Origin of the sequence: Sorangium sp. So ce1036 (assembly GCF_051369805.1) — a bacterium.
Classification (GTDB): Bacteria; Myxococcota_A; Polyangia; order Polyangiales; family Polyangiaceae; genus Sorangium; species Sorangium cellulosum_F.
This window is the reverse complement of sequence record NZ_JBBMOX010000001.1, coordinates 2,703,424-2,717,669: the sequence shown is the minus strand read 5'-3', so window position 1 is coordinate 2,717,669 and position 14,246 is coordinate 2,703,424. Positions and strand designations below refer to the sequence as shown.

Genomic DNA, 14,246 nt, shown 5'->3' with positions numbered 1-14,246 from the left:
CCGGCGAGGCCTCCGGGATACCGCCGCGTGTGGCCCCTGGGACGGGAGCTCGGGGCGACGCCGTCCTCTAGCGCGCCAGCATGACCACGGTCCCGTCCCGACACGCGACCGCCATCCGCTCCTCGCCGGCCGGGATCACCGCGATCGGCGTCGAGCAGACGCGCTCCGCGGCGATCGAGACGCTCCCATCCACGCCGACGACGCCCGCGCGCCCGCCCGCCCGCGCGAACCCGACGCGGCCGGCGCGGTCGATCACGACCGGCGGGCTCGGCTTCGCGTCCACCGGGCCGAAGAAGCCGGCGCGCCCGCCGCCGGCGGGAAGAGCGGGCGGAGGCCTGTCGAGGGCGATCCGGAACGCCTCGTCGCCCGAGCCGTCGACCCCGAGGAGCAGACCGGCCGACGTCATGAGCACGGCCGTGCCACCGGCCCCGATCGCGGGCGGCCCGTCGAGCATGCCGAGGGCGCTCCCGACGCGGACGCTGGTGGTCCCGGTCGGCAGATCCAGCGCGACCAGGCGGCGGCCGTCGACGACCGCGAGCAGCGTCCGGGCGCCTTCGAGCACGGCGCCGTGACGGGGCAGCCCGCCGAGGGAGCCTAGCCGCCTCGGCGCGCCCGGCGGACGCCAGGCCAGCACCGCGCCCGACTCGGTGGTCACGAGCGTGCCCTCGGGGCCCGCGAGCAGGGCGCCGACCGCGCGGTCCGGGATCTCGACGCGCGCCCGCACGCCCCCGTCCGCGGCGAGCTCCACGAGCGACCGCCCCACGGCCGCCACGAAGCCGCCGTCGTCGAGCGCGAGCGGCGTGACGTCGGCATCCCGCCCCCGGACGCCGAGCGGCACGGCGAAGCGCACGCCGCCCGCGGGCGTGAGCCCCAGCGCGACGCCGGACGAGGTGATCATCGCGATGGTCCCGTCGCTGGTGATCACCGCCGGCGCGAGCGGCGCGCTGTTGCCGATGCGCACGCGCCAGCGCTCCCGGCCGTCCGACCCGAGCTTGACGATCTCGGGCACGGTCAGCGCGATGACGAGGTCGCCCCGGGCGTCCGCCAGCGGCGCCGCGTCGATGCCGCCGCGGAGCTGCCTCCGCCACGCCTCGCGCGCGGGGCTCGGCAGCGGCGACGGGGAGCGGCCGGTGCGGCGCGCGTCGAGCCGCTCGCTCGGGGCGAAGCCGCGGGGCGCGCCGACGATGACGGTGTGCGGCCGGCTCGTGTCGACGGCGTCGGCGAAGGCGAGCGGCGCCGCGACGGGGAGCAGGGCCGCGGCGGGGAGCAGGGCCGCGGCCGCGACGAGGCCCGCCCTCCACGAGCGGCGTGGCCAGCGCGGGGCGCGTCGCGGGGCGCGATCGGCGCTCACCGGGCCCCCTTCAGGGTGAACTCGACCGACACCTCGGGGATCTCGGCGCCGCCCGGCGCGACGAAGGGGGGCGCGACGGTGCCGTACGCGGTGAGGACATCCCCGCGCTGGGCGGGGTTCTCGGCGCCGTGGACGAGCCGGACGGTGCACGCCGCCAGAGGGCGCGGCGCGGCGCCCGGGCTCGATCCCGCGGCGGTCGCGCCGCCGTCCTTGCAGCCGGCGGCGCGCGGGACCGAGAGCAGGATCATCGTGGAATGGCCCTGCCGGCGCGCCTCGAGGACCTCGCCGCGCAGCGCGATCGGCTTGCCGACGAGGTCCTTCCCGCCGGCGGCGAGCTCGGCGTAGCCGACGGGGCCGCGCGCGGCGAACTCCTTCGCGGCGGTCTCGAGCCGGTCGACCCGGCGCACCGCGATCTTCGCGATGCGCGGGGCCATCCCCTGCATCTTGGCGCGCACCTCGAACTGGGTCGCGCCCACCGACGAGACGTTCATCACGTGCGCGAAGGTGCCGTCGGGGCGGACCGCGATCGGGTGCGCGCCGGCGAAGATCTGCGCCCCGCGGGCCGTGCGCCCGGCCAGCACGAAGCTCTCCTTGTCGATGACCACGCTCGGGCCGGGCGCCTCGATGGTGAGGGGCACGATGCCGACCGCGACGCTCACCATGCCCTGCTCGCGCGGCCCGTCGGGCGGCGTGACGGTGAACGGCACCTGCCGGCTCAGCGTCCTCGCGTCGTCCGAGGGCCCCGTGACCGCGCCGGTGACGTCGATCGACCGGATCGCCCGGCCGCTCGAGAGCGCGATCTCCTTGCCGTCGAGGAGCACCTGCGTGCCCGCGCTCGCCTCGACCACGATCTGGATGGAGGGGCGCTCCCCTTGCAGCGTGCCGAGGTCGGGGCGGATCCGGTACGCGACGTGGATCGAGACGCCGACCGTCTCGTCGCGCCCTCCCCCCGGGCGGTCGATGGCGACCTTCATCCGGTTCTCGCCGACGGAGAGCGGGCTCGCGAGCGGGATCTGCGCGACGCGGCCGGTGATCGTGGCGCGGTCGCCGCCGATGGACACGGTCGTGCCGTCGGGGCAGCTCTCGCACCGGAGCTCGATGACCTCGCGGCCGCCGGCGTCGGCGCGGGCGCGCGCGGTGACCGGGGGTGCGCTCGGCCAGAGCAGCGCGAACAGCACCGCGGCGATCGCGAGCACGCCGCCCGCGGCGACGACGGCGACGGCGCGGCGCGACGTGCGCGCGCGCCGGGGCGGCGGCACCATCCGCTGCTGCAGCCGGTGCGGGCGCAGCAGCATCGGGTTGGGCAGCGCCGCGGCGCGGGCGCGCACCGGCGCGATCGTCGCGCCGAGCTCTTCGGCCGGCTGGTAGCGCGCGTCGTGGTCGGGCGCGGGGTGAGGCGCGGGCGCCGCGACCCCGGGCGCGAGCGGCGCGATGCCAGGGCGGGCCACGCCGACCAGCGTGCGGGAGACGGCGGGGGGCGGCGCCGGGCGACGCGCCGCGCCGGCGCCCGGGGGCAGCACCGCGGTCTGATCGAGGGGGGGCGCGCCGGCTGCCAGGGGCGCGCCGGCCGCCGGGGGCACATCGAAGCGCGCGCCCAGTCCGGCAGCCGCCGGGGTCCCGACGACGAGCGTGCCTCCGGAGAGGCGCGGATCAGCCGGCGCGGGCGCCACGCCGAAGCTCGCGACGGGCATGCCGACGAGCGTGCGCGAGCCGGCGCCCGGCGCGCCGGCCATCGGCGCCGGCGGCGCGCTGCCGTTCGGCGCCGGCGCGGTGCCGCCGTTCGGCGCCGGCGCGGTGCCGCCGTTCGGCGCCGGCGCGGTGCCGCCGTGGCCAGCGCCGCCGGGGCCGGCCGAGGCGGACGCGAGGTGTCGGAGCGCGTCGGGGAGCGCGACGCCGACCATGGTGCGGGTCGCGGGCCTCTGGGCATGGAAAGCCCCGGGGCCGCCCGGCCCCGACAGCGCAGCGCCACAGTGCGGGCACATGATCGAGCCCTCGGGCGTGGGTTTCCCGCAGTGCGGGCAATGCATGGCGCCATGGTAGCGAGGAACCGCGGCGCGGTCAGGCTTCGGGCGCCGGGGCGCCCGATCCGCGGCCCGGGGGCGCCGTCCGCTCTGCGGGGCTCGCGCCGCGCGCGCCTGGGGCCGCCGGCGCCGCGCGCAACAGTTGGCCCGGACGCGGCAGGTACGCTAACGCGGACGCATGCTCGCGAAGCGCATCATCCCGTGCCTCGACGTCAAAGACGGCCGCGTCGTGAAGGGCGTCCGCTTTGTGGGGCTGCGGGACGCCGGCGATCCCGTCGAGGCCGCCCGTCGTTACGACGCCGAGGGCGCGGACGAGATCACGTTCCTCGACATCACCGCGTCGCACGAGAAGCGCGGGATCTTGCTCGACGTCGTGGCGCGGACCGCGGACGTGCTGTTCACGCCGCTGACGGTCGGCGGCGGCGTCCGGTCCGAGCAGGACGTCGAGGCGCTCCTCCATGCGGGGGCCGACAAGGTGGCGATCAACACGGCCGCCGTGAACGATCCCGACCTCGTGCGGCGCGCCGCGGACCGGTGGGGCTCGCAGGCGATCGTGGTCGCGATCGACGCGCGCCGCATCGAGGATCCCTCGCGCGTGGCCTGGACGGTGGTGACCCACGGCGGCCGGCGGGACACGGGGCGCGATGCGGTCGCGTGGGCGGAGGAGATCGCCCGCGCCGGCGCGGGGGAGCTGCTCGTCACGAGCATGGACCGCGACGGCACGCGGGACGGGTACGATCTGCTGCTGACCGCCGCCATCGCGCGCGCCGTGTCGGTCCCGGTGATCGCCTCGGGCGGCGTCGGGACGCTGGATCACCTGCGCGCCGGGCTCGTCGAGGGCGGGGCCGACGCGGCGCTCGCCGCGTCGATCTTCCACGACGGCGAGTACACGATCGGCGAGGCGAAGGCGTACCTCGAGGCGGCGGGGGTGCCGGTCCGGCCGGCACGCGCCGCGGCGGAGCGGGGGCTGTCGTGAGCGCGTGCGTCACGCTGGACGAGGTCCTCGCGGCGGCACACGCGCGCTGCGCCTCGCTGGTGCCGGAGACGTCGGGCTACCTCGCGCTCGCGGTGAGCGACGCGACGTCGCGCCTGCCGCTGCGGCTCGACGAGCGCGCGGTGCTGCTCACGACCGAGGGCACGGTCACGGTGCGCTCGCGCGGGGAGCCGGTGGCGCCCGCGGAGGCCGCTCGGCACCTGCGCGACCTGCTCGCGCGGCTGCTCGCCGCGTCCGCCGGGAGCATGCCGAACCTCACGGCGACGGCGCGCCCGCGCGCCGAGGCGGAGCGGGATCCGGATGCGGTCGCGCGAGAGCTCGAGGCCGCGCTGATCCCGGTGAACCGCCACGCCGCCCGGCGCGCGCTCGCGCGGCTCGCCCGCGAGACGCTGCGCGCCAGGGACGCCGGCCGGCTGCGGCGCGCGCGCGGCGAGGTCCAGGCGAGGCCGGCGGCGCCCGGCGCGGAGGCGGCGCCGCCGCAGCTCGCGGAAGCTGCCGGCGCAGCCGCGCCGCGCGCCGAGGCGGCCGCGCCGCCGCTCGCCGAGGCGGCCGCCGCGCCCGCGCCCGCCGGGATCGAGCTGCCCCTGGAGCCCGGGCCGGTGGCTCCCGCGGTGGTCGAGCTGACGCTCGACCCCGGGGAGGCCGCCTGTGACGACACCGGGCTGACGGTCCCTGCCCCGGCGATCGCCGACGACGCGGCCGGACCCGCAGCCTTCGAGCCGCCGTCCCACGCCGATCCGGCGCACGGGCACGCCGCGCACGAAAGCGAGCTGGCCGAGGGCTTCCCGGAGCCGACCCCGACCATCGTGCAGGCGGTGGTTGAGGTCGAGGTGGAGGTCGAGCCAGCGGCAGCGCTGGCGGAGATCCCGCTCATCCCGGAGCTCGTCGAGCCGGCGCGGACGGTCGCGCCGGTGGCGCCGATCGCCCCCGTGGCGCCGATCGCGGCCGCGGTGCTGGACGCGGCGGCGGCGGTCGATCCTGCTGAAGCGCGCGCCGTGCCCGCCTCGGAGACGGACGCCGTCGCGCGCGACACGGCGGCGTGCGATGGAGCGTTCACGAGCCCGGAGGGCATCGAGGCGATCCTCGTCGCGTTTTCCCCGGACCCCACCGGCGTCGTACCGCGCACGCAGGAGCCGACGCCGACGGTGGCCACGCCGGTCTGGACCGAGGCGGCGGACGCCGAGAGCGCTGTCGATGCCGGCATGGCGGTGGCGCCCGCCGGCGTCGCGGAAGACGCCCCTGCCGGCATCGCGGAAGACGCCCCCGCCAGCATCGCGAGCGTCCCGGCGGCCACCGTCGAGGCCTCGCGCGCGACGGCCGTCGCGACCGCCGATCCTCCGCCCGCGGAGGAGCCCGCGTCCCAGCTCACCCCAGCCTACGGCGGCTGGTCCTCCGCCCACCGCGAGGCGCTCGCCTCCGTGCCCTCCTGTCCTCGAGCCAGCGTGGCATCGCCCGAGGAATCGCCGGCAGCGCGGCACACGCTGCCCTGGCCGGTCCCGGCGAAGTGCGACGCGCGCGATCTGGCCGCGCCCCCCGCGGACGCGGCGCCGGCTGACGCGGCGCCGGCGGAGGAGCCGTGCCCGCCCGGCCTCGCCCCCATCGACGCCATCGTATGGAGCGCCTCGCGGAGAGCCCGGAGCGCGCCCCCTCCGGCCGACGGCGACGGCGCCCACGCCTCCCGGGTCGACGAGCTCATGGCGCGCTTCGTGGCGAGGTCGGAGCGCAGCACGCAGCGCCGCGCCGCGCGCAGCATGAAGGTGCTGGCCGGCCTCGACCCCACGCTCACGCCGCCCCCGGTCGCGGTCCTCCCGGCGAGCGCCGCGCTCGGGCTCCCGGGCGCGCGCCCGCCGGCCACCGTCACCCCGAGCGCCGCGAGCCGCCCCGATCCGTCCGAGGATGCCGCGCACGGGGCCTCGCTGGACGGGCGCAGCAGGCCGCCTGCGCCGCTCTGGACGCCGCGCCGGAAGGGGCTGTCCCTCTGGCTCGCGCTCGTCGCGCTCGCGCTGCTCGGCGCCGGGCTCGCCGGGACCCTGCGGCCGGACTTGTTCGCCTCGCTGGCGCAGCCGCTCGCGCGCGAGGCTCCTCACGCCGCGCCGCACGCGGCGGCGAAGGCCCCCCTCGCTCACGATTGACGCTGCCCCCCGGGAGCGATGAAGATCGCCGCCATGCAAGAGCAGACCATGGCGATCGTGAAGTCGCTCGTGAGCGTGGCGTGGGCGGACGGCGAGTTCCACGACGCCGAGCGCGAGATGGTCGAGGGCCTCATCTCGGCGTTCGAGGCGAGCGAGGACGAGGCGAAGGAGATCCGCGCCTACGCCGCCGAGAAGAAGACGCTGGACGACGTGCCCATCGGCCAGCTCGGCGGCGACGACCGCCGTGCGCTGCTCCAGCACGCGGTGCTGCTCACCTTCGTCGACGGCGAGCAGCACGACGCGGAGAGGCAGTACCTCGCCGCGCTCTGCAAGAAGCTCGAGCTCCCGGAGGGCGAGTCCGCGCAGATCATCCAGGCGGCCGAGGCCCGCGCCAGGCGGCTCCTTCCCCTGCTCTGACGCGGCGGACGCGGGCGCTGCGCCCGGACAGCGACCTGCGCCCGCCCCTCGCTCAGTCCGCGCGGAGCCGCAGCACCCGGTCGACGTCTCGCTCCTGCAGCTCCTCCTCGGCCGCCCTCTCGATCGCGTCGCGCAATGCCTGGTCGGCGCACGTGCCGGCGGCGATGCGGACGCGGCGCTTCAACGCGGGGTCGCCGGAGCTCGCGAGCGCCACGGCGGCGGCGATGCGACGCTCGGCGGGGGCCGCGCCGTCCTCGAGGACGCGGGCGAGATCGTCGACATCGAGGGCTGTCTCGCGGTAGCTCCCGCCGCCCGCGTCGCCGTGAGCGAGGCGGCCGAGCGCGCCGCGCCAGTCCTCGAAGGCTCGCCCCCTCCGGTCGAGCGCGCCGAGGCGCGCCGAGGTGCCCGCGTGACCGCGCGACGCCATCACCTCCTGCACGCGCGCGAGCAGCACGCGGGTGTCGGCGCCGAGGTGAACCAGCGGCGCGGCGCCGTGGCTCGCCGTCATCCGGGCAACGGTCGGCAGCAGGATGGACGTGCCGCCGACGTGATCGAGCCACACGCCGCGCGCGTCGGCGCGAGCGCCAGCCACCTCGGTGATGGGGATGAGGCGCCGGGTGGCGATCCCCTGGATCACGACTCCATCCGTGCCCACGAGCGCGGTCCGCGGCATCACGAGCTGGAGGATCGGATAGACGAGCACGAGCAGCACGAGCAGCGCCCCGAGGAATACCGTCGCGCCCCCGAGCGCCCACGCGAGCGGCGCCAGGCCGACGAGCGGGTACAGGAAGAGGCTCGCGAGCACGATCAGCGCCGCGCGGGCCCGGTGGCTGAGGCGCTCCGACAGGACGCTGACGAGGCGCATCCGGAAGGCGTGCTGATCCGCGGCGAAGCCCGCCGCGCGGAGGAGGAGGCCGGCCTCGTCGGCGTCCCGTACCCGCACCCAGAGGACGTCGCCGCCCTTCTTCCGGAGCACGACGTGATGGTGGCCGCCGAACGCGTCGATCCAGCCGTTCTCGAGCTCGCGTCGCGCGAGGAGCGTCCTCTGGCCCGCCTGCTGGATCACGAGATCGCCGTCCTCTGCGACCACGGTCGCCGGCCGCGCCGATCCGCGCCGGGGCGTCGGCGTCTTGCCGAAGGCGCGCATCAGGAGGAACGCGCCCGCGCCGCCGATCATGAACTGCGTCAGGGCGGCGGCGGGCGGCGCCGCGGCCGTGAGCGCGAGCCCGACCAGCAGCAACGCCCACGCGAGCCGGCGCGCGCGGCGCTCGCGCTGGAGGACCACGGCATGGCTCTCGAGCTGGAGGCGGTCCACGGAGGGGATTCTACAGCCTCGCCGAGGAGCCCGCGGCGAGCTCGCCGCATGCCCCCTGGGCCGCCGGCGGGGAGACGAGCAGCTCGGCGTTGCCACGATCGAGATCACGCGAGATCACGAGTCGTGCGCGCGGCGAAGGAGCGGTCGCGCAGCGAGCGAATCGCTCGCCGGTGTTCTAGCCGAGCTCGGCCGTGCTCCGGAACCCGAACCCCGAGATCGCGTTCATGAGCCGGTCCGCGACGCCCATGCCGCGCGCGCGCAGCTTCGTCCTGTCCCGCACGACGGCGCCCACCCGGCGCATCCAGGCGAGCTCTTCCTCGCTCATGGGCCCCGCGTCGAGGGCGGCGAGCGCCTGATCGAGCTGGCCCGCGTCCCTGGGGCCGGCCCAGCAGGCGTTGACGTCGGGGTTCGACAGGACGAAGCGGTAGCAGTCCGTGGCCGTCGGCAGCCGCTCGCCCTGCGGCACCAGCGCGCGATCGAGGAGCTGCCCCCACGACGTGGTCGTGTAGGTCACGATGCCGGGGCGCTCGGCCGGGAGGTGCGGGAACACGTCGCGCTCGGCGCCCGGGTGCGCCGCGTTGTAGCGGATCATCAGGAGATCCACCCGCGGATCGCGCGCGAGCGCGGGGAACGTGGGGCGATGATGGCAGGAGATCATCAGCTTCCGCGCGCGCCCGCTCCGGATGACCTCCGCCGCGGCGTCGAGGATCGACGCGCGCGGGGGCAGGTTCCACCACCCGAGCAGGAGCACGTCGGCGTAGTCGAAGCCGAGCTCGCGCAGCGCCTTGTCGAGCGACTTGCCGATGCCGGACGGCCAGCGCGCGTAGCTCTGGACGACCACCTTCATGCGCGCGCGATCGCGCGCGCCGAGGCGCTTCAGCGCCGCGCCGAAGTCGGCCGAGCGCAGCGAGCCCCAGTAGAAAAAGTTGACGCCGCGCTCGAAGGCGCGCTCGACGTCGCGTCCCGAGACGCCGTAGCCCGACGCGAGGCCGAGCGGCGCGACCTCGAGGTCGCTGCGGTTGAGGCGGACGGAGGACCAGGAGGTGAGCATCGGTCGAGGATCACCAAAGGTGCGGCTTCGATCCAGGCCCTTCGCGCGAGGCACCGGCCGCCGGCGGGACAGGGACAGCGGAATCCCTTGACAGGCCGCTCATCCTGCCAGTAGAGACGCCAATCTAAACGATTTTCACTTTCATCTTCGATGAAGGAGCCGTGGAACATGCCTGCGAACAGGACCTGGCTGTCCGCCCGACGGACCGCGCTTGCGACTCTCGGAATCTCCTGGTGCGTGCTGCTCGGCGGAGTTGCCGCATGCGGTGACGACTCCGAGGCCACCTCGGGGCCGGGAGGCGGCGGGGGTGCGGGTGGCGCGACCTCGACGAGCACCAGCGGCGGGGGCGGCGAGGGCGGTGAGAACGGCACCGGCGGCGAGGGCGGTGAGAACGGCACCGGCGGCGAGGGCGGTGAGGACGGCACCGGCGGCGCGGGCGGTGAGAACGGCACCGGCGGCGAGGGCGGTGAGGACGGCACCGGCGGCGCGGGCGGTGAGAACGGCACCGGCGGCGCGGGCGGTGAGGACGGCACCGGCGGCGCGGGCGGTGAGGACGGCACCGGCGGCGCGGGCGGTGAGGACGGCACCGGCGGCGCGGAGCCCTGGGCGCGCGGGTTCGCGGGCGTCGTGGCGCTCGACGAGGCCGCGGACGATCGCTTCTGGGCCGTGGCGTTCGACGCCGAGTCCAGGGCCTACGCAGCGGGGCACGTGGCCGTGGGGAGCGACACCTACATGGCGGTGGCGCGTTTCAACACCGACGGCTCGTTCGACACGACCTTCGGCACGAACGGCATCGCGAGGGTCAACGTGGTCGCGGGCGGCCCCGCGGAGACCGCGCGCGGCATCGTCCTGCAGTCCGACGGGAAGGTCGTGCTCGCCGGCAACGTCGAGCACGACCCGAGCCTGACGCAGCCCGACGCGGATCTCGCGGTCGTGCGGTTCAACGCCGATGGCACGCTCGACACGACCTTCGGCACGAACGGCATCGCCATCCACGATCTCGGCGCCGGCGAGGGCAGCACCGGCGACATGCTCTGGAACGTCGACCGCGACGCCGACGATCGGCTGGTCCTCTTCGCCGGCAAGAAGGCGGCCGACCGCGCCGACCGGGATCGCGCCATCGTGCGGCTCACCGCCAGCGGCGCGCTGGACACCACCTTCGCGACCGAGGGCGTTCACACGCTCGACGTCGACGGCCTGAACCTGGGCGACAACCCGCGCAACGGGTTCGTGCAGGCCGACGGGAAGATCGTCTCCTCCGGCTACACGAGCGTGGGCGGCAGGAACCAGATCGTGCTGCTGCGGCTGAACGCGGACGGGACCCCCGACACGACCTTCTCCGCGGACGGCGTCGTGAGGCTCTCGCCGTTCCCCGTGGGCATGGCCGAGGCCTACGGCGCGGCCCGCCAGTCGGACGGCAAATACGTGACCACCGGCTACGGGCGCGCCGAGGAGAGCGGCGCCGTGGATCTCGTGTCCTTCCGCGTCACGGCCACGGGCGGGTTCGACGCGTCCTGGGGCGTGAACGGCGGCGTCCTGCTCGACGTGGCCGGCGACAACGACCGCGGGCGCAACCTCCTCGCCCTGCCCGACGATCGGATCGTGATGGTCGGGAGCGCCACGCCCGCCACGGGGAACGTCGACGCGATGATCGCCGTGTTCGATCCGAACGGCGCCCCGGACACGCGCTTCGATCCGAGCGGACACCGGCTCTACGGCTTCGAGCGCTCCGACGACGCGCTCTTCGGGGTCGCGCTCTCGCCGGACGGCGCCTGGATCGCGGCCGCGGGATACCGCTCCGACGGCAACGGCCCCGAGGACGACGACGCGACGCTGGTCCTGCTGCCGGTCCCGGCGCAGCGGGACTGACAGGACTGACGGGCACCGACGTGACGGGCGCCGACGCGCGCCCCCCTCGCTCCACGTTGACGGGCAGGGGGGCGGCGGACGATCGTCGCGCGAAGCGAGCCGGGGCCGCCGCCATGGCGGCGGGCCCCGGGCGAGCCCCCTGACCCAGGAAGGTTGCATGACCCGCGTGAGGCCGAGAACGAACCGCGCCCGGAACGAGAAGGCGTCCCGCCGCCTCCCGGCAGCGCTCCTGCTGTCGCTCGTCGGCGTGACGACGGCCGTGGCCTGCCGCAAGCCGCCGCCGGACGAGGTGGTCTACACGGGCCAGAGCGCGGGCACGGTCGGCGCGCAGCCCCCGGGCACCGGCGGCACGCCCCCCTCGGGCGCCGGCGGCGCGCCCCCCTCGGGCACCGGCGGCGCGCAGTCCTCGGGCACCGGCGGCGCGCAGCCCTCGGGCGCCGGCGGGGCCGCGCCCGCGACCGGGAGCGGCGCCACGGGCGCCACGACGGCCGCTTCCACGAGCGCCGCGACCGGCGGCGCGGGCGGCGGCGAGCCGGGCGGCGCGCAGTGCGCCCCGGTCGCCGCCCCCGAGGGCCCCTTCACCAAGGCCGGGCTGCTCACGGCGGCCGCCGACTGCGCGCTGAACCGCGCCTGCGAGTTCGAGGCGCGGGCGCGCGCGCTGCACGAGAGCGCGTCCGCCCTCGCCCGCGCCCCGGGCGAGCCGAGCGCCGCCGCCGCGCGCGACGCCTGGCGCGCCGCCATCGCGGTCTGGCAGGAGGCCGAGATCTTCCGCTTCGGCCCCGCCGCGAGCTCCCTGCAGCCCGGGGGGCAGGACCTCCGGGATCAGATCTACTCCTGGCCGCTCGTGAGCCGGTGCAAGATCGAGGAGCAGATCGTCAGCCGGGCCTACGCGCAGCCGGGCTTCTCCTCGTCGCTCATCAACGCCCGCGGCCTCGCGGCGCTCGAGTACCTCGTGTTCTACGGCGGCAGCGACAACGCCTGCTCGCAGTTCTCGACCATCAACGCGGGCCGCACCTGGGCGGCGCTCGGCGCCGGAGAGCTCGCGCAGCGCAAGGCCGACTACGCCGCCGCGGCGGCCGCGGACGTGCTCGCCCGCGCGGGCGCGCTCGCGCGCGCCTGGGCGCCCGAGGCGGGGAGCTTCCGGGAGCAGCTCACCCGGGCCGGCCGCGGGAGCGCCGTCTTCGCGACCGAGCAGGACGCGCTCAACGCGGTGAGCGACGCGATGTTCTACGTCGAGAAGGAGCTCAAGGACTGGAAGCTCGGGCGGCCGCTCGGCTTCACCGAGGACTGCGTCACGCCCACCTGCCCGGAGGCGCTGGAGTCCCGCTTCGCCCTGGCCTCGACGTCGCACCTCCGGGCGAACCTGCGCGGCTTCCGGCGCCTGTTCCAGGGCTGCGGCGAGGGCGGCGAGGGCCTCGGGTTCGACGACTGGCTGCGCGAGGTCGGCTCGGCCGATCTCGCCGATCGCATGCTGGACGCGCTGTCAGGGGCCGAGGCGGCCGTGGAGGGGCTCGACCCGCCGCTGGAGCAGGCGCTCGTGTCCGACCGGGCGAAGGTCGAGGCGGTGTACTACGCCGTGAAGGCCCTGACGGACCTGATCAAGACGGAGCTCGTGACCGCGCTGAACCTCGAGCTGCCCCAGTCGTCGGAAGGTGACAACGACTGATCTCCCCGGCCGCGCGGGCCCCCGCGCGCTCGCGGCCGCGTGGTCGCGCGCCGCGGCGGCGCTCTCTCGTCCGGTCGACATCGCCTGGCTCGCGGCCTTCCGCGCCCTGTTCGGGCTCACGATGTGCGTGAGCATGGCGCGCTTCATCGCGTACGGCTGGATCGACCAGCTCTTCGTCAAGCCGAGCTTCCATTTCAAGTACTGGGGCTTCGCCTGGGTCGAGCCGCTGTCGCCCGCCGGGATGCACGCCCTGTTCTGGGCGCTCGCGGCGCTCGCCCTGGCGGTCTCCCTCGGCTTCCTGTTCCGCGTCGCGGCGCCCCTGTTCTTCGTCGGCTTCACCTACCTGGGGCTCATCGACGTCACGACGTACCTCAACCACTATTACCTCGCGAGCCTCCTGGCCCTCCTGCTCGCGGTGTCGCCCGCGCATCGCGCCTGGTCCATCGACGCGCTGCTGGCGCGGCGCCACGCGCGCTCCGTCCCGGCCGCGTGGCACCATCTGCTCCGCTTCCAGGTCGGCGTCGTCTACACGTTCGCGGGGATCGCCAAGGCCCACGCCGACTGGCTCCTGCACGCGCAGCCGCTCCGGATCTGGCTCGGGTCGCGCACGGACATGCCGGTGCTCGGCCCGCTCTTTGCGCTCCCGTGGGCCGCGCCGCTCATGAGCTGGGCCGGGTTCCTGTTCGACACCGGGATCGTCTGGCTGCTCCTGATCCGGCGGGTCCGCCCCTTCGCCTACGCCGTGGTGATCGTGTTCCACACCGTCACGCGCGCGCTGTTCCCGATCGGGATGTTCCCGGTGATCATGGTCCTGTCCGCGCTCGTGTTCTTCCCCGCGGACTGGCCGAGGCGGCTCCTCGCCCGGGCGCTCCGCGGCGCCGGGGCGCAGGCCGCGCGGGAGGGCGGCCCGGATCCCTCGCCGGCGACGCCGTCCGCCCGGCGGCTGCGCGCGCTGGGGCTCGCGCTCGGGGCCGCCTACTGCGCGGTTCAGCTCGCGATGCCGCTCCGCTTCCTGGCGTACGGCGGGAACGTGCGCTGGCACGAGCAGGGGATGCGCTTCTCGTGGCGCGTGATGGTCCGCGAGAAGAACGGGAGCGTCACCTTCGTCGTCCGCAACAAGCAGACCGGCCGGACGTGGCACGTGAGCCCGCGGGCGTACCTGACGCGCCTGCAGGAGCGCGAGATGGCGGGCCAGCCCGATCTCATCCTGCAGCTCGCCCGCCACATCCGGGAGGATTTCGAGCGCCGCGGCCGCGGGCCGGTGGAGGTGCGCGCCGACGCCCTCGTCTCGCTCAACGGCCGCCGCATCGCGCGCCTCATCGATCCCGCCGTCGATCTCGCGTCGGTCCGCGACGGCATCGGCCGGGCGTCCTACGTCCTCCCGGGCCCGGACGAGCCGCCGCCCCACCTCCGGCCGCTCTGATCCGGGG

General features: G+C 76.2%; 10 protein-coding genes. 6 read left to right on the top strand and 4 right to left on the bottom strand.

Annotation, left to right across the window (positions count from 1 at the left end; all coding sequences use genetic code 11):
• Positions 1 to 67: 67 nt before the first annotated feature.
• The gene (locus WMF31_RS10410) at positions 68 to 1,351 is read right to left on the bottom strand and encodes a hypothetical protein (RefSeq protein WP_436601783.1); all 1,284 of its coding nucleotides are present in this window, start codon (positions 1,349 to 1,351) and stop codon (positions 68 to 70) included.
• Complete coding sequence (locus tag WMF31_RS10405; RefSeq protein ID WP_436601782.1) at positions 1,348 to 3,252, bottom strand: hypothetical protein; 1,905 nt, start codon at positions 3,250 to 3,252, stop codon at positions 1,348 to 1,350. Before WMF31_RS10405 ends, WMF31_RS10410 begins: the two co-directional genes overlap by 4 nt.
• Before the next feature lie 298 nt (positions 3,253 to 3,550).
• Between WMF31_RS10405 and hisF the strand changes: the two genes are divergently transcribed.
• Genes hisF through WMF31_RS10390 form a run of 3 tightly spaced genes read left to right on the top strand, consistent with a single transcriptional unit; the run spans position 3,551 to position 6,915 of the window.
• A complete protein-coding gene (gene hisF / locus WMF31_RS10400; protein WP_436601781.1) occupies positions 3,551 to 4,348 on the top strand; it encodes an imidazole glycerol phosphate synthase subunit HisF in 798 nt (265 codons plus the stop codon).
• Complete coding sequence (locus WMF31_RS10395; protein WP_436601780.1) at positions 4,345 to 6,498, top strand: hypothetical protein; 2,154 nt, start codon at positions 4,345 to 4,347, stop codon at positions 6,496 to 6,498. The genes hisF and WMF31_RS10395 overlap by 4 nt, the downstream gene beginning before the upstream one ends.
• Positions 6,499 to 6,531: 33 nt before the next feature.
• A complete protein-coding gene (locus WMF31_RS10390) occupies positions 6,532 to 6,915 on the top strand; it encodes a DUF533 domain-containing protein (RefSeq protein WP_436601779.1) in 384 nt (127 codons plus the stop codon).
• 52 nt (positions 6,916 to 6,967) lie between these two features.
• Here WMF31_RS10390 and WMF31_RS10385 read toward each other — a convergent pair whose 3' ends face one another.
• The gene (locus tag WMF31_RS10385) at positions 6,968 to 8,230 is read right to left on the bottom strand and encodes a hypothetical protein (protein WP_436601778.1); all 1,263 of its coding nucleotides are present in this window, start codon (positions 8,228 to 8,230) and stop codon (positions 6,968 to 6,970) included.
• A gap of 175 nt (positions 8,231 to 8,405) precedes the next feature.
• A complete protein-coding gene (locus WMF31_RS10380; RefSeq protein ID WP_436601777.1) occupies positions 8,406 to 9,281 on the bottom strand; it encodes an aldo/keto reductase in 876 nt (291 codons plus the stop codon).
• A gap of 237 nt (positions 9,282 to 9,518) precedes the next feature.
• Here WMF31_RS10380 and WMF31_RS10375 point away from each other — a divergent pair, with 237 nt between their 5' ends.
• From WMF31_RS10375 to WMF31_RS10365, 3 genes are all read left to right on the top strand, one after another.
• Positions 9,519 to 11,150 (top strand): delta-60 repeat domain-containing protein, encoded by a 1,632-nt coding sequence (locus tag WMF31_RS10375; protein WP_436601776.1) that lies wholly within the window; start codon positions 9,519 to 9,521, stop codon positions 11,148 to 11,150.
• A gap of 166 nt (positions 11,151 to 11,316) precedes the next feature.
• Entirely contained in the window at positions 11,317 to 12,816 is a 1,500-nt protein-coding gene (locus tag WMF31_RS10370) for an imelysin family protein (protein ID WP_436601775.1), read from the top strand.
• Positions 12,803 to 14,239 (top strand): HTTM domain-containing protein, encoded by a 1,437-nt coding sequence (locus tag WMF31_RS10365; protein WP_436601774.1) that lies wholly within the window; start codon positions 12,803 to 12,805, stop codon positions 14,237 to 14,239. Before WMF31_RS10370 ends, WMF31_RS10365 begins: the two co-directional genes overlap by 14 nt.
• Positions 14,240 to 14,246 lie beyond the last annotated feature (7 nt).